The organism is Methylomonas sp. LW13 (genome assembly GCF_016865255.1).
Taxonomy (GTDB): domain Bacteria; phylum Pseudomonadota; class Gammaproteobacteria; order Methylococcales; family Methylomonadaceae; genus Methylomonas.
In genome coordinates this window covers 657,994-683,212 of record NZ_CP033381.1, presented here as the reverse complement: position 1 = coordinate 683,212, position 25,219 = coordinate 657,994, and the positions used below count along the sequence as shown (strand labels likewise).

At 48.9% G+C, this 25,219-nt stretch carries 11 protein-coding genes; 7 read left to right on the top strand and 4 right to left on the bottom strand.

The features are described 5' to 3' along the window. Positions 1 to 376: 376 nt before the first annotated feature. The gene (locus JL719_RS02995) at positions 377 to 2,623 is read right to left on the bottom strand and encodes an RNA-binding domain-containing protein (RefSeq protein ID WP_033155922.1); all 2,247 of its coding nucleotides are present in this window, start codon (positions 2,621 to 2,623) and stop codon (positions 377 to 379) included. A gap of 612 nt (positions 2,624 to 3,235) precedes the next feature. Here JL719_RS02995 and JL719_RS02990 point away from each other — a divergent pair. Together JL719_RS02990 and JL719_RS02985 are read left to right on the top strand one after the other, a co-directional pair. Further along, positions 3,236 to 3,895, top strand: a complete 660-nt coding sequence (locus JL719_RS02990; protein ID WP_033155921.1) for a hypothetical protein — start codon at positions 3,236 to 3,238, stop codon at positions 3,893 to 3,895. A 172-nt stretch (positions 3,896 to 4,067) separates the two neighbouring features. Then, positions 4,068 to 13,361, top strand: a complete 9,294-nt coding sequence (locus tag JL719_RS02985; protein WP_033155920.1) for a PKD domain-containing protein — start codon at positions 4,068 to 4,070, stop codon at positions 13,359 to 13,361. Positions 13,362 to 13,773: 412 nt separating this feature from the next. Here the strand turns inward: JL719_RS02985 and ltrA are convergent, their stop codons facing one another. The 3 genes from ltrA to JL719_RS02970 form a co-directional block, all read right to left on the bottom strand. After that, positions 13,774 to 15,063 (bottom strand): group II intron reverse transcriptase/maturase, encoded by a 1,290-nt coding sequence (ltrA, locus tag JL719_RS02980; protein WP_051669838.1) that lies wholly within the window; start codon positions 15,061 to 15,063, stop codon positions 13,774 to 13,776. A 761-nt stretch (positions 15,064 to 15,824) separates the two neighbouring features. After that, positions 15,825 to 17,099, bottom strand: a complete 1,275-nt coding sequence (locus JL719_RS02975; protein WP_033155918.1) for a hypothetical protein — start codon at positions 17,097 to 17,099, stop codon at positions 15,825 to 15,827. 229 nt (positions 17,100 to 17,328) lie between these two features. Next, positions 17,329 to 18,510, bottom strand: coding sequence for a hypothetical protein (locus tag JL719_RS02970; protein ID WP_129871335.1), 1,182 nt, complete (start codon positions 18,508 to 18,510; stop codon positions 17,329 to 17,331). A 52-nt stretch (positions 18,511 to 18,562) separates the two neighbouring features. On the opposite strand from JL719_RS02970, the gene JL719_RS02965 reads away from it, so the two are divergent. From JL719_RS02965 to JL719_RS02945, 5 genes are all read left to right on the top strand, one after another. After that, entirely contained in the window at positions 18,563 to 18,802 is a 240-nt protein-coding gene (locus JL719_RS02965) for a helix-turn-helix domain-containing protein (protein WP_033155915.1), read from the top strand. A gap of 239 nt (positions 18,803 to 19,041) precedes the next feature. Then, a complete protein-coding gene (locus JL719_RS02960) occupies positions 19,042 to 19,662 on the top strand; it encodes a recombinase family protein (protein WP_051669788.1) in 621 nt (206 codons plus the stop codon). A gap of 17 nt (positions 19,663 to 19,679) precedes the next feature. Continuing rightward, positions 19,680 to 22,028, top strand: a complete 2,349-nt coding sequence (hsdR, locus tag JL719_RS02955; RefSeq protein WP_033155914.1) for an EcoAI/FtnUII family type I restriction enzme subunit R — start codon at positions 19,680 to 19,682, stop codon at positions 22,026 to 22,028. Then, positions 22,025 to 23,500 (top strand): type I restriction-modification system subunit M, encoded by a 1,476-nt coding sequence (locus tag JL719_RS02950; protein WP_033155913.1) that lies wholly within the window; start codon positions 22,025 to 22,027, stop codon positions 23,498 to 23,500. Before hsdR ends, JL719_RS02950 begins: the two co-directional genes overlap by 4 nt. Continuing rightward, positions 23,500 to 25,218 (top strand): restriction endonuclease subunit S, encoded by a 1,719-nt coding sequence (locus JL719_RS02945; protein ID WP_051669786.1) that lies wholly within the window; start codon positions 23,500 to 23,502, stop codon positions 25,216 to 25,218. The genes JL719_RS02950 and JL719_RS02945 overlap by 1 nt, the downstream gene beginning before the upstream one ends. Position 25,219 lies beyond the last annotated feature (1 nt).

Genomic DNA, 25,219 nt, shown 5'->3' with positions numbered 1-25,219 from the left:
TATGCGTATTCCGCTGCAAACCAGCTACCCGTTGCGATTAAATGTCGGTCAATGATTGCAATCGCAAAACTGCCCTTAACCCCGAGGCGATTACGACGGGGATGAAAGGCGGCTTTTAAATGTGGGTAATATGGAAATCGACCAACTCCTGCCTGTCGCGTTTCTCCAAACTGGCCAGTCAGTAAAATCCAGAGTGTGCAGGTTGGAGATCAACAAAGCGGCCATTGGCGACCTCAATCAAACGGCCAAAAGCAGAAGTTATAGGCATAGAGAAATATGTCATTTGAGCGACTGCTCCGATCATAATAACTGCCGTACAGCTAACTGATTCTACCTGTGCAAACTCTTGTTCCAAGCCAGCAGGAATACATCTCGGTCATACTGTCGTTAGCAACTTATATCGAAGGCTCGACACCTGATGAATAAGTTGATCCACCTGGTAGCACATGATGCGATTATCATTGAAATCCTTTGCCTTCTGCAGATCCGCAATAGCCAAATCTATCTCCCGAATTGCTGCGTCAACCGTAATCCTTGAGTCCGATCTGTTAACAAGTGCAACGTGTACCTGGGCACGTCGTTCATACCATCTGAAATTATCTCCAACCTGAAGTTCAATAGCCGCCGTTGCCACAAAAAGTGCAGAATCAAATTTGTTTCTTCCGAATTCAGCGTCAAACCAGAGCTCAAATAATAGAGGCTTACGCTGACCTAGTGAGTACGCTTGCTCAAACACACTGCTTGCCTGATCCTGATTTGGAGGGTCTTGCTTGAGACTAAAACGACCTATAGCAAGTAATAAGTCAGGATGGGGCTTATTCAATTTCTTAGATGCGTCTGTAACTGTTTTCAAAGCATCTCTGGGGTTTTCACTTTTAAGCAGCGCGACTGCTTGTGAAATGGCTTGTCCTACAATTCCTGAACGCTTTTGAAGAGAGAGCCCAATTGCGTCAGTACGAGCGCTCTTAGCTGACTTATTAAGAGCCGTATGGTCAATGCCAAGCTTTTGTCCTAACTCAAGCACGAGAAGCCCTGTATTAGGCTCCACTGTATAGCGAGCTTCTTTAGCAATCGAGGGAGCACTTACAAGAAAAAGACCTTTTAATTCCTGAATTGCATCTCCAATAGTTTGATCCGTATAAGAAAGAATTTGCTTAAGCTCAACATAACTTACATTTCGTTCCAGACTAATGACGTAGAGAACACGCTTTGCTTCTCGGCTAAGTTGCTGAACTTCGCGTTCAAGGGCCGCCTTCCGGGCTTCAAGCCCTTTCTCTCCGGTCCATTGTTTGATTGCTTGCTCCAGCGAAAGCCCCCTCCGCTCAAGGCGTAGCATAGAATCGGTGAAAAGCGGTGAGCCACCACTTAAATCGTGGATATGGGCAATCTTAGAATCTTTGATTAAAGTTAATCCATACCTCTCTCTCGTTAACCGTATATATTCTCGAAATTCGTTGATTAACAACCCGTTAAGCTTCAGAACGTTGTCGGGGGAATACGACAAATTTACACGGGTAGTTAGTAATATTTTTGTCTTAGCTGGAATCCGCATACCAAATTCGAGAGTGCGCTGCTGATCTTCGGGAGACAGAGAGTCAATATCATCAATCACAACGAAACTTGGTACAGCAGCGCAGCTTTCCAAAGCCAACTGCTGCAATTCTCGCGAATCACAATCTTTGAAATCAGACTCAACACATCCATGTGCAGTTGCTATTGCAATAAAAAGAGATGGAGCATCGAAATAATCTATCCCAGAGTTTTTGCGATAGCTATCCTCTGACGCAACGAACTGTTGCTTTTTTGCAGTTAGCCATACAACTTGCTCATATGGTTTTATTCGACGAGATGCAACCTCTTCAGCAAAACGATAGGCCAAGCTTGTCTTGCCAAGCCCGCCTTCCCCAGCGATAAGTCGGACCCGAGAAAAGTCATCTTCCAACCAAGTCCATAGGTTATAGAGATAATCTTTTCGACCAACAAAACGGGAGCATATGAAGGTGCGATCTGGCAAATTATGCTCTAGAGGCTCTTCGTTTCCAAATCCCGTTAGCGACATCTCAATTGATGGCGGACGCCTAGCGGAATAAAGAAAATCATAGTCATCAGCTTGTTCTGCGATCGCATTGCTCTCCATGCGACGAAAAACAATTTGTTCACGTTTAAAACATAGCTTTCCTCGAGATTCTTCCGGACCATTTTTTTTAAATTTTAACGGTTTATCACCATTAGCACGTTTTGCAACCCAAATAATCTCGATGGATAACCCATCTATTGTTTTCGTGGAAGCAGAGATTCGCAAATCCGTACCTAAATAATTAAGAGTCATATCACGAAGCTTATTTAGCTGGATATTTTGTTCAACACCTACAAGCCGAAAGCCCCGATCCTTTTCGGTTTCGCGTATTCCAAAAATCAGGAAGCCCCCATATGAATTATGCATTGCCACCAGATCACGTACTGTTTTTGCGTACTCGAAGTCATTGGTTGGTAACTGCTGTTTGTAGTCCAATACTTCACATTCTTGGAGAAATACATCGTCTGCGCCAAGACAATTAAGAATCCCTAAATCAAATTCTCCAGAGGCTACACATTGATGTAGTTTGACTACAATTTCACTCATTAAATTTGCTCATTACAATATGAATAAAATCAAATTTTATCATGCGTCCTTCTCGTGAATATGCATAAAAAACATCCGAATCTCATTGAGTTTCTAAAGAACACCGAGGATCTTAGAATGTAAAATTAACCACTGAGGTTTAATGCTTGGATGAAGGCTTTGACCGTCCTATTGTCGATGACTGGTCCACTTTGATAACGGTCATTGGATTGTCAAGATACCGAAGGTCAGTAGAGGGTCGCGTGATGACCGTCGTCTTTTCAGACTCATCGCCGCAAAGCGGTCGTTAAATGCCGATACCTGAAAGCGGCCGATCGCCACAGTGCCAAACCGACCCGTTGCGGACACCCACCTTCAAATTAACAAATGACAACTTATCGCCATAAAGCTGCCAGTCATTTTCAAGTAGCGCAAAAGCAAGCATTTAAAAAAGTTCAATATTTCGATTTCAATCTGTCCGATTTTTTTACAAAGCATTGAAAGCAAATCATTTCAGACCTTCGCCCGACAATAAAATCACCATTGAAAAGTCAATAAAACTCCGATTCGGCACGGATGCTGCTTGTTAGATATAAACTCAATTTACCACGCAGTGTTCGATACGGAATCTTTATGACACTTTTCATCAAAATCAGCTTTGCAGTCAGTATTTTCGCTCTTTCCACACAACTTTCCCAAGCCGCACCACTCAACGGTGACTTTTCCAGCAATCTGGATAGCTGGGTTACCTCCGGGCCGGTGGGTACGGTAGCCCAGGCCGCACAGTTAACCGACAACCAGGGCGGCGACAGCAGTCTTTACCAAGGGGTAGCGCTGGCTAGCGGCCAATACACCCTGGAGTTCGACGCGCGTAATCTGCTGTCCAGCGACATACCCAACGGCAATTTTCCGGACGTATTTTTCGCCTCGCTGTACTTTGCTAACGACCTTAATCAATTCGATCTTGCCAATGGCATTTTCGATGGCGCTCTGGCTTTGTTTGATCTGGATTACAGCGGTGTCGCTAATAACAACGGCGCGATCAGCGCTAGCGCATTGGGCGGCGACTGGTTTCATTTCTCGATATTGTTCAACAACAGTTACGGTTTTGCGATACCCACCTTTGAGCTGTTCAACCTCAACGCCGCCGATGGCGACAGTCAGGTGTTGATCGATAACGTGGTGATTTCTTCGGCACCGACCAGCACTGTGCCGGAGCCCACCAGCCTGCTGTTATGGCTGATTGGCTTGCCGGCCTATCGTTTTAGTCGCAGCCGGCTAGCGAAGGCTTAACTAACACGTAATTTAAAGAATCGGGCTCATTGGCCCGATTTTTTTGGCTGGTACTGTCGGATTATTTTACACCTGCCGACAAAGCGCAAATGCAAGATACCAATACCGTTAAACACATAAGCGAATAATAAAAATCTCAAATATCCCGTGGAGCATGGGAAAGGAAAATCAGATGGGCTGGCAAGAATCGTTTACCTTCAAAACCATTTGCAGACTGGTACTGATCAGTTTTTACTTTCAGACCGTCAACCCGGCCAGTTTCGGTTATGGCCCCAACGGATTTCGATGGCCGGTAGGGTTTAACGAAGCCGCAGCCGATACCACGCCAGCCACACCACCCAGCAGTTCAACCCCTTCAACAACGACCACCGTCAGCAAAGCCGCACCGGTATTGCCGCCGCAATTGGCTCCGGACGATTATCTGGGCTCCACCGTGGAAGCCAACACCAGCGACCCTTACATCACCCAAAAAGCCGCCGAACTGAATCACGACCCGGCACTGATCTTTGCTTTCGTCCGTGATGAAATCGCCAATGAGGTTTACAAAGGCTCGCTGCGCGGCGCGCGCGGCACCTTGTGGAGCAAGGCCGGCAATGCGCTGGATAAAGCCAGTTTGATGATTGCGTTGTTGCGGGCGTCCAATATTCCGGCTCGATATGCAGCAGCAACTTTGCCGGATGATAAGGCCAAACAAATCATCAATTCCATGTTCAAGATGCCGTTGAACGTGGTGGGTTGCCCGGATGAAAGCGCCCAGCGTGCTGAGCCGGACAAAAATGCCGATTTACTGGCGGAAGCGCGTGAGCATTACTGGGTCGAATTCGGGGCCGGATTTCAAGCCGCAGACCCTAGCTTTGCCGAGTTGGGAATTGGCACGCCCGCTATTACAGCGGTTGAGCGTTTCAACCAAGTGCCGGATGCCCTTCAGCACAAAGTCACCGTGCGTTTAAAACGCGAATATGACGCGCCGCTCGGTGGTCCAAACGATAGGGATACTAAAGTAGTTTTGGAACACACCTTTACTTCGGTGGAATTGGTTGGCAAACCCCTGTCGATTGGCCATTTCGTCAACAGCTCCGCAAACTTTTGGGGGCAAAGTCATAATTATTCGCCTTATTTATTGGTCGGTCAGGGTGACGCTAATATCACTGATGATGAAATAATTCGGGGGGAAGATTATCAGGAAACATTCTCGCTTTTCGGCGGCATCTTGGGTAGCCAAATTCTTTCCGGATTGTTTGCTGAATATGAAATATTTGATGCAAGAGGTAACGCCCAGATATACGAACGCGCGATGGTTGATCGAGTGGGTTTTGCAGTGAGACAAAATGGCCAAAAAGTGACCGTTGGAGGTACTGGGGACGGTGGACCAACTATTAGCGAGCTAGATGTCATTACAGCAAACATTTTGCCCGGTTTGCAGGAACCGCTGGCGTTGAAGCAGCAGCAGGATCGTTTGCAGAAACTGCAGGATCAGTACAATACAATCAAGGAAGTATTAGATGGAACCCCAGTTGATGGCCCACATAACGATGAACAAAAAAGAGCGCAAGCTCAAGGTGCCACAATTAACAGAAATATGGCCATCGCCCAAGGAGAAACTACTGGCTTGACTTTCTCGCTGACTTCGGACGAATCACTGAGACAGTTAGAGCGTGGATACTTAACTAAAGCATATTACAAGGCTTCGAGACTTATTTTATCTCAGACTAAAGCAGAAGGAGATAAGATAAGGTTTATACTGGATTTGGCAAAAAATGAACTGCGATCTATGCCTTATCCAGGACAAGTAGGTAATACTCAAAACTTTGAAATTGCTCGAGGCTTAATTGAAAGTACATTGGAAGGATCAATACTACAATCTCTATATGGTGTTGAATCTATTTCATTCTCTAAAGTAATTGAGCAACTGCAACCGGGAAACTTTTTAGATGTAATAGAGATTGACTCCAAAGAAGAACTGGATACTTTGGAATTGTCAGCGGAAGTAAAAGCGCGTATCCAAAATGCGATTTCAAAAAATAAAGTAGTGATTACTCCTGGGAAAATGGTTAACTTACAAGGCCTTGAGGTCATAGCATGGCTTGAGGTTGACAAGGTTTCTGGTCACGTAATTAGTGTCAGAGAAGATGGAAGTCATCCTGCTGCAGGTGAATACGTATTATTATTAAATAGCCCAGCACTTAAAGCAGCAGTAAAATTTATCGGTGAAATGCATGGGTTTTCAGCTACGCAGTTAGTATTTATAGGAAAATTGTTGGATGGGTATAATACGGACAATACTAAAGAGCTTTCCGCGATAGTAAAAAAAGCAAAAATCGACACAAAAAATACATTAAATGACATAGAAAAATTACTAGAAGATTTCAAAAAGAACAACAGGAAAGCTTTATCGCGTTATATAGATGAATTTATTAAAGGTTTTAAAAAGGGCGTAGATGTTGGATTTAAATGGATTAATCGAAATCTGCCATTTGATCCGCCTGTTTTCTCATTTCTTTCCAGCGACTTGGCACCAGTTCCAGACGCCATTGTTCCTAATATACAAGCCGGAATATCAGTCAATTTACCGTCAGATACGTTATTCACAGTTCCTGTAAACGGTGCTGAGATTCCTTCTGTTTTCAAAGCCCAAATCCAAAACACTGGTCCTTCAACCGATACCTTCAAACTGACATTTTCTAACGTCCCCGCCGGTTATAAAGCTCAAAGCAGTATCCCTGAAGTCACCATTCCTGCCGGCTATACCGCCGAAGTGGGTGTCTGTATCAAACCGGAAAGTTCCACCGTTCCACCAGCCGGTACAACAGTGCCGTTTAAACTGGACGTGATCAGTACCAGTAATCCCGGTGTGAAAAGCACAGGCCAAGCACAGGTGGAAATTCCAGATTTGCATGAGGCCTCATTAACCTTGGATCGTACAGCTGTCAGCGTGAAGCCAGGCGAAACTGGAACGGCTAATTTAAGCATCACCTCCAGCGGCAACGTTGCCGAGCAGTTAACTTTGCAAGCCCAATTACCCAATGGAGTGCAACTGTCCGGTCTACCGGCATCCGTTTCCCTGGCAGCCGGCGAAACCAAAAGCTTTCCCGTCACGGTACAAACCGATTCCGGCTTGAGCATCGGCCAAAGTTTGGATGTGGCGATCAACGCCGATCTGGCCGGCGCGCCGCAACCCAGCCAACGCAGCACCACGTTGCGCGTCAACCTGCGTTCCGCCCAAGGCGTCACCATTGACAACGCAGTGCAACAAGCACTAGACGGCAGCAATACCCAATTGCCGACCGTATTGTCGGATTTACGGACCACGTTGGAGCAATGGGCGGCAACGCCGACTAACTCCAGCTATTGCGAGCGGGCCAAGTTGCAGGTGGATAACCTGAGTAAATTGGTGGCCGGCGATGCTTTGTTGTCGGGTTATGCCTCGAACGTCAGCGGTTTGCGCAGTTTGGCGCAAAGCTGCAATCTGGCGGGTGTCCAAACCCTGCTGCCGCCGTTGTTCGAAGGGCTGGCCGAAGCCAGCGCCCTGGCGGTGGTGGCGTCGTTCTCGCCGAATGCCAGCTTCGCTCAACCCGGCGAGACCATTACCACGCATTTGACCTTGAAAAATCGCGGTAAAAAACCCGCTGCTCTGAATCTGGGCTTGGAAGGTTTGCCAGCCAATGTGACGGCGAATTTGTTGACCGGCAATGTGCAACTGGCTGCCGGGGCCAGCCAGACGGTGGACTTGAATTTGACGCCGGCTACGGCGGGACGTTACGCGTTCAACGCGGTCGCGCAAGTGGCGGGTTTCGATAAGAAAGTCAAAGCCGCCGGTCAATTGATTAGCGGCCAGGCGGCGGTGAATGTGTTGTCGGTTAGTGGTTCGCCGGCTTACATTCTGAAAGGCGGTCAAACCCAGATCAAAGCTTTAGTAGCGAATACCGCCGGTATTCCGACTAAAGCTAAAGCCGTGGTCAATATCAAAAACGCCAACGGCGATAGCGTCTATCAAAGTCCGGCGCCGATTGTGCTGGATATTCCGGATAGCGACAGCAATATTCCGCTGGAGCTGGATGTGGTGAAAGCCACCGGCTGGGCGGAAGAAAGTTACAGCATCGAGTTAAGCCTTAGCAATACTGCGGGGCAAGCCTTACCCGGCGGCCAAGGCGTGGGCACGTTGAATGTCGGCACGCCGATCAAAGCCACGGCTTCGGCCAACCCGATCCTGGTGCCGCCTGGCAATAGTCAGGTTACCACCCACATTAACGTCGAACCGCGTTACACCGGTTTGGGCGGCACGGTGGGGCTAGAGCCGACCGATATGAGTCTGGATAGGATCAACTGGGCGGCGGCCAGTAAAGGCAGCAGCATTAGCTTGACTAGCCCCGGAAATATCAACGGTACAGCCAGTGCCTTGATCGATGAATTGGCGAGTGTTGATCCCTTTAGTCATTGGGTGGGTGTGAATTGGAACGCCAACCCGGCAGGTAGCTTCCTACTGGATTTGGGCCAAGCGCGTACCATCGATACGCTGCAATTCCACCTTTGGGATGGCGACGACCGCTATGCGCGCTATCGGGTGGAAGGTTCTTTGGACAATCAGACCTTTTTCCCTCTTGCGGATAAGTCATCAGGTGAGCAACGAGGCTTACAGCGTCTCAGCTTCCAGCCGACGGAAGTGCGTTATATCAAGATTACCGGCTTGTTTGATAGTCGCGATGGCTCGACGTTTTATCTGTACGACGAAATCATGGCGATTGGCGATGGCACCGGCCAGCCGATGGCTATCCAGTCCGTGACTTTGAATGGTGTCGACAACGGTGGGCCGAATTTTAATGTTGGTAAAAAGCTCAGGCTGAATGCGGGTGTCTACGAGGTAACCCGGCAAAGCGGTGCTGTCTCCTGGTATTCGGACGACAGCAATAATAATGGCAAAACCTGGTCTTATGCATTACGGGCCTCAATGCCATTCAAAAACTATCAGGCAGATCCGGTGCTGTGGTATCCGGCGGAGTCCGATGTGGAAAATGCGGTCGGCGCGCATCGCTTCAAGCTTTATGTACCTGCGCAAACCGATGTGCATTTCTGGATTTACGATAGCGATGCCAGGGATAACCGTGGTGAAGAGACGTTTGAAATCCGGCAAATTTCCGGGCCAAACGATTCGCTACCGGTGCGGATTCGGGATGCGATGATGCGTAGCGTAATGTGGGAGCAGACTGACGTTGCCGGTTGGAATAACTGGACGGAAAAGTCTAATTACGATTGTTTCGGTTGCCATGTGCAAGCTCAGGCGTCTTCTGGCTTGGATATATCCCATAAAAAACTATCCGAGTTACCATTCGACCGCAATTTGCAGCAAGAGTTTTTTAAAGGATACCGAGCCTGGCAAAACAAAGAACGCGGTTGGGCCGGTTTTGACGTTGATCGGATCGGCATATCACAAACCAGCCTGTGGACCTGGGCAGTGGCTAAGTTTGAATCAAGCCATTTTGATCTAATGTCAGCACGATTCGTGCAAGCACTGGATTGGTTGCTGACCAAAAGAAATGATGACGGAACCTGGAGCGATACGGGCGACGGCCGTTCGGATTTAATTTATACCGATGGCGCCCCTGCTGCCGGGCTGACCGCCAATAACATTACTTCGATGGCTAAAGCTTTGGAATTCATGGCAGGCCATTCGATTGTGGAACTTCCAACCGATGAAGCCTTGGTTAATGGGGCGGAGATTGTCACCAACTACAATCCAGGGCAATCTTTTGATGTGAGTTTCGATGCCATAAATAATATTACCGGAGTTCGGATCACCGTAAACGATACCTATGCGGGCAATGGTAATTTCGTGCTCAGCGAGTTGGAGGCCTTTAATGGCAATTTAGGCGTTGCTTTTAACGGGGTATCTGCCAATTTCGAGCAATCTAATCTTCCGATTGCTGATGCTATCGATGGCGTAAAAAATAATGAGAACAACGGATGGGGATACTACCCCAAGGATAGCCGTAATGAACCCGCTAGCGGTGTGTGGCGATTTGCTAATCCAGTCAGTATCGATAGCTTACGAATTACGGAGTTGTACCCTAATCACCAACTCAAAAAATTCAAGATCGAGGTGACCACTGACCCCAATCCATCGCTTAGCAGTCAATTTGTGAATGTCAGCGGAGTTAAGATCGGATATCGGGTGGCTGATCGCGCTCAGAATTATCGCAATGCCATTGCCAAGGTAGCGAATACTCTCTCATCCGCGAATTGGCCATTCGCGCGCAGCACGCGTACAACGGCGCAAACTATCATTGGTTTAAACGCCGCATTGCCTTATTTAAACGGTACTGATTCAACGACGGCGTTGGAGCGTATCGTAGCGGCAGAGCAGCATCTACGTGATATTCAACATGATGACGGCAGTTGGAGTGAAGATGACGGCGGATTGCCGCAAGCGTTGCCGTCTGCGCATGCTTTGGAAGCCTTGTTGTTACGTTCGCAGAATAGTAGTGATCCGTCTATCGTTTCCGGAGCTGAGTATTTGATGCAGTCCCAATTGAATGATGGCTCATGGAAAGCGCCGAATGGACTTTCGCAGCGGTTGGCTTCAACTACTTGGGTCCAAATCGCGTTGCCAACGATATTCGAAAACCTGGCGTCTCTTACCGTGGGAGTCGACCATCGCGTGCCATTGGGCAGCAAAGCTGAGCCGCTGGCTGGATCTTTCAATCCGGTGTTGGATAAGCAAACCCAGTCCGGCGGGCAATTTACTGCGCATTGGAACGCATTGCTGAATAACGATGCTGGCCAAAGTTTCTCGCTGGTATCGCAATTGCGGGACATGCTGCCCGGCGAAGTGCGGCAAGTCAGTTTAGGTACCACGGTGAACTATTCCAGCGTTGCCGGCAGCGGCAAAGTGGAATTGGAACCCTTGTATCTGAGTGCCCAGCATATTTTGCATGTCACTCCGGCGCAGAGCACTGTAGTGGCCGGCAGTGCGGCGAGCTTAACCGTGACGCTGGACAATTTGCTGAATCAAAGCGATACCTTCAGCTTCAGCCTGAATGGTTTGCCGGACGGCAGCGCGGTAACGCCTTCACCAGTAACCTTAGCGGCAGGTGGGAAGACCAGCATTCAATTGCCGGTGACTGTGCCGGTGAATAGCTTGGCCGGTGACTTGAATCTGTCGATATCGATTCAGTCCAGTCTCGGGGTTAAAGATGCCGCGAGCGCTGTCCTAAGTGTTACCGAAAACACCAGCGAAACGCCTATTGTCAGCTTGGGTAGCGAAGCCTTGGACTTGAGCCTGATCAATAATTTCAGTGCAGCCGGTCAAGGTACATCCGGAGCATTCCGCTTGCGGGTAACCAATATGGGCAGTGATGTGGCAACGTATCGCTTGTCGGCATCCGGCTTGCCGAGCGGTTTTACCACAACCTTTGCCGATGACACGGTCACGGTAGGGACGGGTATCGGCAACTTCCGCGAGGTCGGGGTAACGATTACCACGCCGGTGGGTGTTGTTAAAGGTAATTATCCGGTGCTGTTTACGGCGGTTTCCACGACTAACCCGGCGATAACCAAACAGGTGCAGGGTTCTTTGACGGTTTCCGAATTCGGGGTTGGCTTAGCGTTCGAACCGACTCAGGGCGGACCGAATACGGTGTTTGGCTTGTGGGTGACCAATACCGGCAGCGTGGCCGATATTTTTGACCTGAGCCTGGGTGGCGTGGGTGCGATAGCGGCGAGCTTGAGCCAAACCAGTGTCGCGCTGGCGGCGGGCGCTTCGTGGGAAGCCTTTGTCACCGTGAAGGATTACGATTGGTCCTTACCAGGCGCATTAGCGCTAATCGGCCAAGCAACTTCGCGATCCGATCAGTCTGTGGTGGCAAGGGCGGTCGCAACGGTCAATGTTGCGGCGAAAAAAGCCATGTCGGCAACGCTGAATCCGGCTACGCGGACCTTGGCTGATCCGGGATCGACCAGCTTTGCCATTGAGGTAAAAAATACCGGCAATGTCGAAGACAACTACTCTGCGGTGATCACCGGCAAAACCGGTTCGCTGTCGGCTAGTTTGCAAGGGCTGGATGGTAACCCGACCCAGCAGATTCCGCTGTTCCGTTTACCGGGCTTGGCGACGGGTAGTCTCAACTTGACGTTGAGCAATACCAAACGGGAAACCGGCACGGTGACGGTCGCTATCGTCTCTAACTCGGATGCAACGATACAAAGCTCTGTTACCGCGCAGTTGACGGTGAGCAGTGCGGCGAATCAAGCGCCGTTGGCGAACGCCGGGGCGGATAAGAACGTCTCGACCGGCTCACTGATAACCCTGGACGGTTCTAGCTCCAGCGATCCGGATGGTAATTTGCTCAGCGACTATCGTTGGCATTTTGTAGCGGTGCCGGTTGGTAGCATCGTTGATGATGCGACGCTGGAGAACAACGGTACACCAAACCCACGCTTTACGCCGGACCTTCCGGGTACCTATAGTCTGGAATTGATTGTCTCTGACGGCCAATTGGATAGCGAGCCGGATACGGTGGATGTGATTGCGGCGAAAGCCAACGTTGTACCGAATGCCAATGCCGGTCAGGATAAATCGGTTGCGGTAGGTGCTACTGTCGTTCTGGATGGTAGCGGTTCTATCGATCCCGATGGTGGCCCGGGAAGCTTGCAATTTGCCTGGCGGTTGAGCGATGCCGCACAAAGTACACATGCGACCTTAACCAATCCGACTTCTGCCAAGTTGTCGTTTAGTGCGGATGCGGCGGGAGACTATGCATTAATCCTGCGCGTCTTCGACGGCAAGGATGCTGCGGAAGATACCGTTATCGTTAGCGTCACGCCGGCCAATGTGCCGCCAGTCGCCGATGCCGGGCAGGATTTGGCTGTGCAATTGGGTAACACGGTGACCTTGTCCGGCGTTGCGAGCCATGATCCCGATCAGTTGCCTTCACCCTTGGGCTATGCCTGGACCTTCGTGTCCTTACCAACCAACAGCCAACTGTTGAATGCGCTGATTAAAACCGATCCGAACAATCCGGCAAAAGCAGGCTTTGTACCGGATGTGTTGGGCGACTACGTTTTGCAACTGAGTGTGTCTGACGGCGAGGCCAGCGCTACCGACAACGTGTTGGTCAAAGTCTTGCCGGCCTTGCGTTATCAAGAAATCAGCGATTTGGTGCAGGTGGTTTCGTCGGCTCAGAAAACGGCCTTGGACCGCTTGACGCGGAAAATGAGTAGTACCGCGACGTTGACCCTGACCAATAAGTCAGCGCTGGACGTCAAAGCGCCGATTAGGGTGGTGTTTGAATTGAACAACCCGAATGTAACTCTGCAGGGGGCCAAGGTTGATGAGAATGGCCGCACGTATCTGGAAGTGGCCAATCAATTGCTGAAGCCGGGCGAGTCGGCTTCGTTAACTGTGCAGTTTGTTTATGCATCAGGTAACAGCTTTACCTACAACACCAAAGTGTTTGGTGGGGTGGTGAGGTGATGGTGGGAAGTTATTTCCTTGGAAATTTAGCTACTGAAATTTAAAACTGACGGAGTCTGTTAGTGGGTGATGGGTATTGGATGATTAGCCTACTAACAGAAGCCGGCTTTTGGGTTGGATGATAATCTCGTCTTAGTTTCGGAGTCCAAACGTCTGTAATATGGCAAGAAGCGGTCGTTCGCTAGCTTGAAATTTTGCTCGTGGAATGGCCGCTAGTGGCCGGGCCAAGCCAATCAGTTCAGAAAGTTCCTCTGTAGAGTAGAGATGTGGCGCGGTAGCGTTGGGTTTAGCCTATCTGTTTCCGCCTCTTTCGTTTGGCGGTGCCTCAATAGCCGAACCATAGCCCCGTTTCCACATCCCCCTCATCGAACCCAGCGAGCCTATCTCAGGCACTGGGCTCTCGGACAAGACATCACGCCTTCGCCCACGGCTGGTCACGTCCCAGCGCAGTCAAGCGGACAAGTCCGAAATAGCCGTAGAGATGCGAGAGTGGATAGGCCCCGCCTCGTCGGCCCTTGACTTTATACTTACGTCGCAACCACCGGCGCAACCGCACTGCGGTGTAATTATCGAGCGTCCGATACGCTTGGTTCACGGTTCCTACACTGAAGTAGTTCGCCCATCCGCGTAATGAACGATTCAATTTCGCAACCACCTGTGTGGTTTCTTGCCATGTCGTTTGGCGCGCAGTGATCTCACGAACGGTACTCACCATCCGGTGGATACTCTTCTTCGACGGTCGCTGGCCTAATCTAGCCTTGCCAGTACGCGCCGAATACAGCCGCCCAAACGTATAACCTAGAAAATCAAACTCGTCTTCCGGAAATTGACTGATTCGTATCTTTTCTTCGTTAACCGTGAGCTTCAGCTGCCTCATGATTACGCGCAACCACTGTAAAGCTTGTTCAGCTTTCCCGCGGCGGCACAGTATCACCAGATCATCTGCATAGGTAACGATACAACTACCCAGGCGTTGCTCTAATCCCAGTTTCTTCCACGCCAACACAAACCGGCGCATATAAATATTGGCCAGTAAGGGTGAAATGGGTGAACCCTGAGGAATGCCCCGGCGATTATCCTTGGCCTCGGTCGTCCGTGTCTTCCGACCTTGTTTGTCGGTTTCTACGACGGCGCATTCCAGCCAGTGCTTGATCAAATTCAGCAGCCGTCGATCAACCACACGACGCGCCACCGACTTTAACAATTCGGCATGAGGAATGCTCCCAAAGTAGTCCGCCAAATCGGCATCAACGACGTCGGGTCGGCCTCGAAACAGCCGCTCTTCCACGTCAATTACCGCCTGTTGGGCATTGCGACCCGGACGGTAAGCATACTGTTCATCAGGAAGATCCGTTTCGAAAATCGGTTCCAGTACCAGCATCGCTGCGGCCATACAAACCCGATCTCGTAACGTTGAAATTCCTAACGGTCTGAGCTTACCATTGGCTTTCGGTATAAACACTCGTCTTATCGGCTCCGGCCGATAGGTCTTTTCTCTAAGCGCAAGCGCCAGTTCGCCGAGCCACCGATCAACACCATACGCCGCAATATCCTCGAAATCCTGACCATCCACACCGGGTGCTCCCTTGTTTGAGCGGCACTGGGCATAGGCATGCGCCAAGATATCTTCTCGGTATAACTTGTCGTACAGCGCGTAGAAACGATAACCGGCTTCAGCCTTCGCTTTTGCGTGTAACGCCATCTGTAGTTTCTGAACGCTTATCGGAGTTGATAGGTTGCCCAATCTCCCGTCCTTTTCCACTTGTTGCGTTGATCTTGAACTAAGGTCCCTTCCCTCCACCCGCATTACCAGGCTTCCTCGGTACTACGAACCTCTCCGCCACCCCAAAGCGCCCAGCCTGTCCCTCGCGGGCATCCGGTTGACCGTCCCCGGCCACGCAATGGGGCTTCCCGTGTTGCGCGCGTATTCCTTGTGTACATGCTGTCGCCAATACCCCGGTGCAGCAACTGGGATCGTCATTTGCTCAATTTCCCCAGTTGTATCAGCTTTCCCCGATTGTAGATTCGGGTCAGCCTGCACATCGACCTTTTCGAGGCTTGCTCGGCGTTCACTCGCATTACGGCCTGCACACTCGCACCACCATCACCGTATATCGTGACAGTTTCACCGAAGGCTTCAGCCAGTTCGTTACCTCCCTGACTGCTTCGGTTGCTTCCGGCCGGAGCAGTAGCCGGGTGGGCCTCTCACCCACTGGAATAACGCCGCCTTAGCACGGCGCACCCGCAAAGCGGTCATTCCTTGAAGTTTGGGATAGAAAATTTCGCCACCATCATCAGCTGCCGGTTCTGGCCAGCCCTAGCATTCAAACTTACAAATTCCATCGGCGCCATTAGCGGTTTATGTATGGCTGCCTAGCCGTTTGAAAATTAGAGTCGGCGGCGAATTTCGTTGCACTACGCAAATTTACATGACGTGTGAACGCATGCGTTTGCACTTTATGGTTAGGATGCTGGAAGATAAGCTGGGGAGTCGTGTATTGTGATTTTCGATAGCCAACGATCGATAACCTCGGTTGCCGTGAGACTATGCCAGTTGAAATGGCCGTCTATGAAATTACGGGATACCAAAGCCTCCAAATTAGAAGTAAAAACGGGTTCAGGCAGTGTTCGGGTGAAACTTAACTCCCACCCTCTCTCCTCAACATTTTGAATATAATTGCTGACAAACTTAGTAAATAAATGACACCTGGAATATGAAGGCGGTTCATTCTTATGCATATATAAAACAACCTCTTTTGCATAACGATGAAACGTATAATAGCACTTGGTAATCGGGTACCGTTCAGCCAAGTGGCTTAAGAGCGCACTAAGGGGAACACTATTAGATATGTCCAGATTAAAGTCGTGAGCAATATGATCAATTAACCGGTAGAAATTCTCGATCCTCATATCGATAACCATCCTCTTTAAATCTGTTACTTCGTGAGCGGCTATTCCGCCACTCACAATATCATTATAAATTTTTTCAATGAATTCAGCTGAATTATTGAATCCTAGAGGTAAGGAAAAATAAATCCCTCTCTCTATGGCGAATTGATTTCGCTGCGTTCTATGCAAATGTCCGGCTCGGCGTAACCTAGAGGACCTAGAAGTAGTAGTCACCGATGACTCATGTAATCTTGTTTCTGCGAGTGCCACTTCTTCAGGAAGATCAACAATTTTCACTAAAGCGCCTATGTTTACTAATCTAGATAGCGCTGTCATATCAACATTTTCCGAACCACTTATATTTATTCTAGAACCGCTGGAAACAACTGGTTTTTTCTCTTGATAATTATCGAGTAAAACCGCCAGAAGTATAAGCTTGTCAATATATGAAAGTCTGTGAAAATAATCAGTTTTTTTCAATACATCACTAAAGAAGTTCCTAAGAATTTCAATACTTTCTTCTCTTAGAACACTTAATTGTTGCTGCTCGCATTCTCGACATTGAAAAGAACTATGCCTTAATCGCGCCGTTAATTCCATTCGACTTTTGACAGGCTTTGCTTGCTTGCATACTCTGCAAAAAAAAGCTGGATCCTTTATAAGAAATGAAGATTTAATAACTAGTGCACTCACACACCGAGTTTTTGGATGTCGTTGCGAATCGATCTGCTTTAATGTGTATTTGAATTGATTCCTGTTACTATCATTCAAAGTCCAATATTTGTTGATCGAAATGATTTCATCTTCTGAAAGCGGTTTGAGATAGCAAATTATCGCTCCGACACTCATTTTATTCCCATTAAAAATGTTATTCGACAATGTAATGCAACTGGCGAACTAATCTGGCTAAAAATCACCAATCTCTTCTATCAAAAGCCTGGAAATACTTCTAATTGAGCAGCCCCAGTAGTTCTATTCGAAAACAATCAGTCTAACGGATCCTATCACGTGTTGTCAGCCATATCTGCAGTTTTTTTGATCAGTTGTCGGCGATGACAGAACTGTTATTTAACGATCTTCATCCTTTTTGCGGCAGCTGGAGTAACGCAATTACAGCGTTTAACCCTTGGTCATTGGTCTGCAAGATGTGGTCATACAAAATGACGCTGATCATGCTCCGCGGACAATAAAAGCTTCGACGTAGCGATTGTAATTCCCATCTTTCCTTTCGGGCTTTGTCCATGAAGCGCTGACACGCTTCTAGCATGTATCTGGCTGCCATTCTTGGTGTTGCCGAACGTTTGACTAGAAAATCGGAAGCGTACTGTGCACCGGACAAAATAATGCGCATGCATTGGCCTGGCGAAAAGTCTTCCAATGCATCTAAGATAATTGGGTCAATCAACCTGTCTTCAATTGGTGGAAAATCACGTTCGGCCGCACAAAATTTATAGAATTCTTTACACTCGGCTGCTGCTAAATTCACTGCCACATCAACAAAGTCTTCGAACCAATGCATTGGCCAATCGCATTGCGAAATTAGAGATTCCAGCTCTTCTATAAGCACTGGAGTGATGTCGGTTGTCAGGCTAATTTCGCTAGATTGCGCCGGCAAGCATTTGCCGTTGTGGAGGCTAAATCCGAGTGCAGAGGTAGACTGATTATTTTGCCTGAGCAGACCTGCCTCGATTAGGCGAGTTATCACGTTATCCCCATAATCGCCAGAAGGTGCGAATGGCGTGTTGAGGATTTTGGCTGGACTAAATCGACCTCGATGCCGAACGTTTCTGTTCGGATAGCAACTGATAAATGACAACAATGCAACAGCTTGTTCCAACGTTAAATCGGCTGCTTTTATGATGTGTCGTTCGGATCTATTCGTCTTTTGCCGATTTCTACCTTGGCAATATGCGCAACGACAGCCAACAAATCCAGAATGCATACAGTCTCGACAATAAAAACCAGACTTTTGCAAGGAGTTGTTGGTACTTCGTGCCCGTCGTTCAGAAATCATGAGTCCGCCACAATTCGGGCAGGATTCTGGACTGATTTCCGGCGGCAGGAGCTTATAGAGTTGACTGGGTACGCAGTCGATACTAAACCGACTGATCAGGCTAGCGATAGATTTCTTTGCGTAATACTGATCGATAAGCTCGCCAAGTTCTCCAGGGGAAAGATGAGCAAGTTTTCGATGGGTTGGAATTTCCGACATAACACAGGCATAAACTAAATCACCCAATAGTAAAGCGACAAGTGACAATTGTCACTCATAGAGCGTGGCCTCATAGAATTCAGGTCAGTAGCATGCGGGTATGTCTAATAGTCCTGCAAATATCGACCCGCGCATATTATTCGGCGAACGCCTTATTCAACTGCGCAAACAGCGCGGCTGGTCTCAAGAGCGCTTATCACTGGAGAGCGGCGTTGCACGCAGTTATTTAGGAGGGGTGGAACGCGGAAAAAGAAATATCGCTTTACTGAATATCTTCCGATTGGCAGAAGCGCTATCGGTCACACCAGATCAATTGTTTCTGTTCGATCAAACTGCCTGATTTCCTGGTTAGTCCGCAAGCCATAATATCTAGCGAAGCTCTTCAATTTCAAGACTCCCATCGTCCAGCTAAAAAGTTGTCGAGCACTTAGCCCAGATTGAGATTGCATTCCCTTCAAGTGTATAGAAAACCTTCATTTTTTATACATCGCGGTTAACTCCCCAAAATTACTTGTTATCGTGCAACTGCGTGTATAGAATCCCGTCCATTATTCTAAGTATAGATTGGCTACGTTTTCTATGCTCATTGGTTATGCGCGTGTTTCCTCACAAGATCAAAACCCTGATCTCCAACTTGATGCGCTCGAGAAGGCTGGTTGTGAGCAAGTATTTGTCGAGAAGGTTTCCGGTAGTGGGATAAAAGTTCGCCCAGAGTGGGAATCTTGTCGGCGCATGTTGCGTAAAGATGACACATTAATCGTCTGGCGATTGGATCGGCTTGGCCGCTCACTTAAAGATTTAGTGGAAATCATTCAAGAGCTCGAAAACCGGACAGTTGGTTTTTGTTCAATTACCGAAAAAATCGATACGACCAGTGCGGGCGGTAAGCTGATATTTCATATCTTTGGCGCATTAGCGGAATTTGAACACACCTTGATTCGAGAACGAACAAAAGCTGGACTTGCCGCCGCACGCGCAAGGGGTCGCAAAGGGGGGCGTAAGCCAAAACTGAGTAAGGCAGATGTCAAAAAAGCGGCGGCGATGCTGCGCGATCCAACCGTTACGAAAACGGAAGTAGCCGAACACTTTAACACCACCAGAATGACCTTGAATGAGGCTTTGAAACGTGAAGGCTACCCGTTGAATCCTGCGGTATCAGAAACCAGGATAAATGCTGATTCGAATGCTACCAACACTTGAATGAAAGGATATCTTTAGTGGATTGCAAAGATAAAAAAGCCCTCAGCGAAACGGACATTTGTGACCTGTTTATAACCCCCGCTATCCGGGAAGCAGGCTGGGATGCCATCCGACAAATCCGCCGCGAAGTCACTCTAACCCCCGGTCCCATCGTTGTGCGTGGGAACATGTCGTCTCGCAACAAGAAAAAGAAGAAGTTCGCCGACTATGTGCTGTTTTGGGAACCCGGCGTTCCAGTTGCCGTCATCGAAGCCAAAGACAACAAGCACACCGCCAGTCATGGCCTGCAACAAGCTTTGGGCTACGCAGATATTCTACAAGTACCCAGCGCCTTCAGTTCCAACGGCGACGCCTTTGCCGCCCATAACAAGGTGCCAAATCCCGGCGACGATATAGAAACTGAATTTGCACTCGATGCGTTTCTACCACCCGAACTACTTTGGCAACGCTATAAACACTATCGCGGCATAGCCGACCAAAACGAAAAACTGGTCGTTCAGCCCTATTACGAAGACAGTAGCAGCAAAGAACCTCGCTATTACCAAGTCGAGGCTATTAACCGCACCATTGAAGCTGTCGCTAACCATCAAAAGCGCGTGCTGTTGGTCATGGCCACCGGCACCGGCAAAACCTACACCACTTTCCAAATCATCTGGCGATTGTGGAAGGCCAAGCAGGTTAAGCGCATCCTGTTTCTGGCGGACCGCAACATACTGGTCGATCAAACCCTGGTCAACGATTTTAAGCCGTTCGGCTCGGTGATGACCAAAATCAAAAACCGTAAAATCGATCCTGCTTATGAAATTTACCTGGGTCTGTATCAAGCCATCACCGGCCCAGCGGAAGAAGACAAAATTTTCAAAAACGTCTCGCCCGACTTTTTCGACATGATCGTCATCGACGAATGTCATCGCGGCAGTGCTGCCGACGATTCGGCTTGGCGAGAAATACTGGAATATTTCAAAGATGCTATTCAGTTGGGCTTAACCGCTACACCTAAAGAAACAAAATATGTGTCCAGTACCGATTACTTCGGCAATCCTGTTTACACCTACAGCCTCAAACAAGGCATTGCCGATGGTTTTCTGGCTCCTTATAAAGTGGTACGTATCGACATCGACAAAGACATCCAGGGGTGGACTCCGCCGCAAGGCATGACCGACGACCTTGGCAAACCGATTGAAAGCCGCACTTATAACCAAGCCGACATGGACCGGATTTTGGTGCTCAACCAGCGTACTAGACTGGTTGCCAAGCGCGTCATGCAATATTTACTGGCGACAGATCCCTATTCCAAAACCATCATTTTCTGTGAAGACATCGACCACGCCGAACGCATGCGCGTCGCCATCGTCAACGCCGCCGGTCAGCTCGCACTCGACAATCCCAAATACGTGATGCGCATTACGGGCGACAGCGTAGAAGGCAAAGCCGAACTGGATAACTTCATCGACCCGGAAAGCAGTTTCCCGGTCATCGCCACCACCTCGGAGCTGCTAACCACCGGCGTCGACGCCAAAACTTGCAAGCTGATCGTGCTAGATAAAACCATCAGTTCCATGACCACTTTCAAACAAATCATCGGTCGCGGCACGCGCATTGATGAAGAATTTGGCAAGTTTTTCTTCACCATCATGGACTTCAAAAAAGCCACCGAGCTGTTCCGCGATCCGGATTTCGATGATGAACCGGTGGTGATTTACGAACCTGACGATGGCGACGACCCCGTGCCGCCCGATCCAGAACCGGGAGACGAAGAAGATGGCGACGACATCGAAGAACCCGTCGGCACCTATAAAGTCCGCGTCAGCGGCGTACCAGTCAGAATCATCGCAGAGCGCGTCGAATACCTAGGCCCGGACGGCACCCTGATTACCGAATCCTACCGCGACTTTACTCGCAAACAGATTCAAACCGAGTTCGCTTCGCTGGACGACTTTCTGCAACGCTGGAATAGCGCCAAGAAAAAACAGGCCATCATCGACTTGCTGGAAGACTACGGCATCGTGCTGGATAACTTGGCCGCCGAAGTCGGCAAGGATTATGGCGATTTCGACCTTATCGCCCACATCGCCTACGACCAGCCGCCGTTAACCCGCCAGGAACGCGCTAACAACGTCAAAAAGCGCAACTACTTCACCAAATACGGCGAACAAGCACGCGCTGTGCTGCATGCCCTGTTGGAAAAATACGCCGACGAAGGCATCAGCACCATCGAAAGCGCCAAAGTCCTCAAACTCAAACCGTTCAGCGACATTGGTACCCCGGTCGAAATCATCAACAAAGTCTTTGGCGGCAAAGAGCAATACGAAACCGCCATCCAAGAATTAGAACAAGAATTGTACAAACAGGACCAATCTGCATGAGTAACGTTTCCGGCATCATCAAATCCATCCAAGACATCATGCGCAAGGATGTCGGCGTCGATGGCGACGCCCAGCGCATCAGTCAGTTGGTGTGGCTGTTCTTTTTAAAGATCTTCGATGACCGCGAACAAGAACTGGAACTGATCGAAGACGACTACCAATCACCGCTGCCCAACCATTTACGTTGGCGCAACTGGGCGCAAGACCCGGAGGGCATGACTGGCGATGATCTGGCCGATTTCGTCAACCTGCAACTGTTCCCCACGCTAAAAGACAAACTGCCGCTGCACGGCCCCGCCGGACAGCGCGCCCAAGTCGTGCGCGATGTGTTTGAAGACGCCTACAACTACATGAAATCCGGCACCTTGCTGCGCCAGGTCATCAATAAAATCGGCGAAATCGACTTCAACAACAGTGGCGACCGCCACACCTTCGGCAGCATCTACGAACAAATCCTCAAAGACCTGCAAAGCGCCGGTAACGCCGGCGAGTTTTACACCCCGCGCGCCGTCACCCAATTCATCGTCAACCGCATCGACCCGCAACTGCACGAAACCGTGCTCGATCCGGCCTGCGGCACCGGCGGCTTTTTAAGCTGCGCCATTGACCACAAACGCGAACGCTACGTCAAAACCGAACAAGACGAACAAACCCTGCAAGCCTCCATCCGTGGCGTCGAGAAAAAAGCCCTGCCGCATATGCTCTGCGTCACCAACATGATTCTGCACGGCATCGACACGCCCACCAACATTCGCCACGACAACACCCTCAGCCGTCCCTACAAAGACTACGGCAACGCCGACCGAGTCGATACCATCATCACCAACCCACCGTTTGGCGGCATGGAAGAAGACGGCATCGAAAATAACTTTCCGGCCAATTTGCGCACCCGCGAAACCGCCGACTTGTTCATGGCCTTGATTATCAAACTGCTTAAAGACAAAGGCCGCGCCGCTGTGGTGTTACCGGACGGCTTTCTATTTGGCGAAGGCATGAAAACCCGCCTTAAGGAAAGCCTGCTCACCGAATGCAACCTGCACACCATCGTCCGCCTGCCCAACGGCGTGTTCAACCCTTACACCGGCATCAAAACCAACATCCTGTTTTTCGACAAAGGCACACCAACCCAAACCGTCTGGTATTACGAACACCCGTATCCGGACGGCGTGAAAAGCTACAACAAAACCAAGCCGATGCGTTTTGAGGAGTTTCAAACCGAAATCGATTGGTGGGGCAGCGCCGCCGACGGCTACGCCAGCCGCAAAGCCAGCGAACAAACCTGGCCGGTATCGATTGACGACATCAAAGCCCGCAACTACAACCTGGACATCAAAAACCCGCACGTCGGCGAACAAATCAGCCACGACCCGGACGAACTTTTGCAACGCTACGCCCAAGAGCAAGTCGAAATTAGCCAATTACGTAATCAGCTCAAAGGCATTCTGCAACAAGCGTTGGCGGGAGCCCGTTAATGGTTGCTGTTATTACCGAGAATTTAGATTTGTGGTCGTCGGCGATGCACAACAAAAGCACCGCCGGACGCGGCATCAGCGATAAGCAAACCGCGTACGGCATAAAAAAACTTCGCGAATTGATTTTGGAATTGGCGGTGCGGGGAAAGTTGATTACACAAGACCCAAATGACGAGCCCGCAAGAACCTTATTGGATAAAATTGACCTTCAAAAAACGCGATTGATAGATGAAGGAAAACTAAAACCACAGAAATGTCTTCCTGAAATTTCAGAGGAAGAAATGCCCCCTCATTTACCAACTGGCTGGGAGTTGGTCAGACTTGGCAAGATAATCAATGTACTTAACGGGCGAGCATATAAAAAACATGAGATGTTGCAGGAAGGCACACCTCTATTGAGGGTTGGAAATCTATTTACATCAAATGAATGGTACTACTCAGATTTAGAACTCGAGCCAGATAAGTACATAGATAATGGCGATTTGATTTACGCGTGGTCAGCATCTTTCGGACCGTTTATTTGGCAAGGCGGAAAAGCCATATACCACTACCATATTTGGAAATTAGACCTCTATGATCCTTCATGCCTTGATAAGCAGTTTTTGTTTTATTTTTTTACATCGATAACTGAAAAAATTAAGGCATCAGGAAACGGAATTGCAATGATTCATATGACGAAAGAGCGTATGGAAAAATTGATTTTGGAAATTCCTCCGCTCACCGAACAACACCGCATCGTCGCCAAAGTCGATGAATTAATGGCACTGTGCGATCAACTGGAGCAACAGCAAACCGACAGCATAGCCGCCCATCAAACCCTGGTGCAAACCCTGCTCGATACGCTGACTCAAGCCGCCGACGCTGCCAAATTCGAGCAAGCCTGGAGCCGCATCACCGACCACTTCGACACCTTGTTCACTACCGTACCCAGCATCGATCAACTCAAACAAACCCTCCTGCAACTCGCCGTCATGGGCAAACTGGTTCCGCAAGATTCGTATGATGAACCTGCAAATGTGTTGCTAGAAAAAATTGCGGCAGAAAAAGCTCAGCTAATTGAATCAGGAAAAATCAAAAAACAATCTCTGCTAGCTAAAGTAACTGATGAGGAAAAGATATTTCCCTTGCCGAAAAATTGGGTATGGGCAAGGTTACAAGATGTTGTTGATGTGAGAGACGGCACGCATGATTCACCAAAAGATGCTTTTGGCCCGAATACCTACCCATTAGTTACAAGCAAAAATTTCAACAATGGAGATATTGATTTTGAAGGTGCTAGGCGGATTTCAGCCGAAGATCATTTTGAGATTTCTAAACGTTCTTTAGTTGAGAAATTCGACATTTTGTTTTCTATGATCGGTGGCAATTTAGGAAATCAGGTAATGGTTAAGGATGATCGTGAATTTAGTGTCAAAAACGTTGCGCTTTTTAAGTACTACAGTAAAGAATTAACCTCTCCATTTTTTGTAAAAAAATACATGGAACATCTTGCACTGGATTTGCAGGAAAAAGCAATTGGGGGTGCTCAGCCCTTTGTTTCATTGGGCTTCCTGAGAAATTTAGTTTTTGCATTACCTCCAATTAACGAACAACAGCGCATCGTCGCCAAAGTCGATGAATTAATGGCCCTCTGCGATTCCCTCAAAGCCCGCATCGCCGCAGCGCAAACCACGCAAGTCCAGCTCGCCGACGCGATTGTCGAGCAAGCGGTGGCCTGAG

Excerpts from the sequence above, each read along its gene's own strand:
- JL719_RS02995 (WP_033155922.1), bottom strand. The coding sequence starts at position 2,623 with ATGAGTGAAATTGTAGTCAAACTACATCAATGTGTAGCCTCTGGAGAA.
- JL719_RS02990 (WP_033155921.1), top strand. The coding sequence starts at position 3,236 with ATGACACTTTTCATCAAAATCAGCTTTGCAGTCAGTATTTTCGCTCTT.
- JL719_RS02985 (WP_033155920.1), top strand. The coding sequence starts at position 4,068 with ATGGGCTGGCAAGAATCGTTTACCTTCAAAACCATTTGCAGACTGGTA.
- ltrA (WP_051669838.1), bottom strand. The coding sequence starts at position 15,063 with ATGGCGTTACACGCAAAAGCGAAGGCTGAAGCCGGTTATCGTTTCTAC.
- JL719_RS02975 (WP_033155918.1), bottom strand. The coding sequence starts at position 17,099 with ATGAGTGTCGGAGCGATAATTTGCTATCTCAAACCGCTTTCAGAAGAT.
- JL719_RS02965 (WP_033155915.1), top strand. The coding sequence starts at position 18,563 with ATGTCTAATAGTCCTGCAAATATCGACCCGCGCATATTATTCGGCGAA.
- JL719_RS02960 (WP_051669788.1), top strand. The coding sequence starts at position 19,042 with ATGCTCATTGGTTATGCGCGTGTTTCCTCACAAGATCAAAACCCTGAT.
- JL719_RS02950 (WP_033155913.1), top strand. The coding sequence starts at position 22,025 with ATGAGTAACGTTTCCGGCATCATCAAATCCATCCAAGACATCATGCGC.
- JL719_RS02945 (WP_051669786.1), top strand. The coding sequence starts at position 23,500 with ATGGTTGCTGTTATTACCGAGAATTTAGATTTGTGGTCGTCGGCGATG.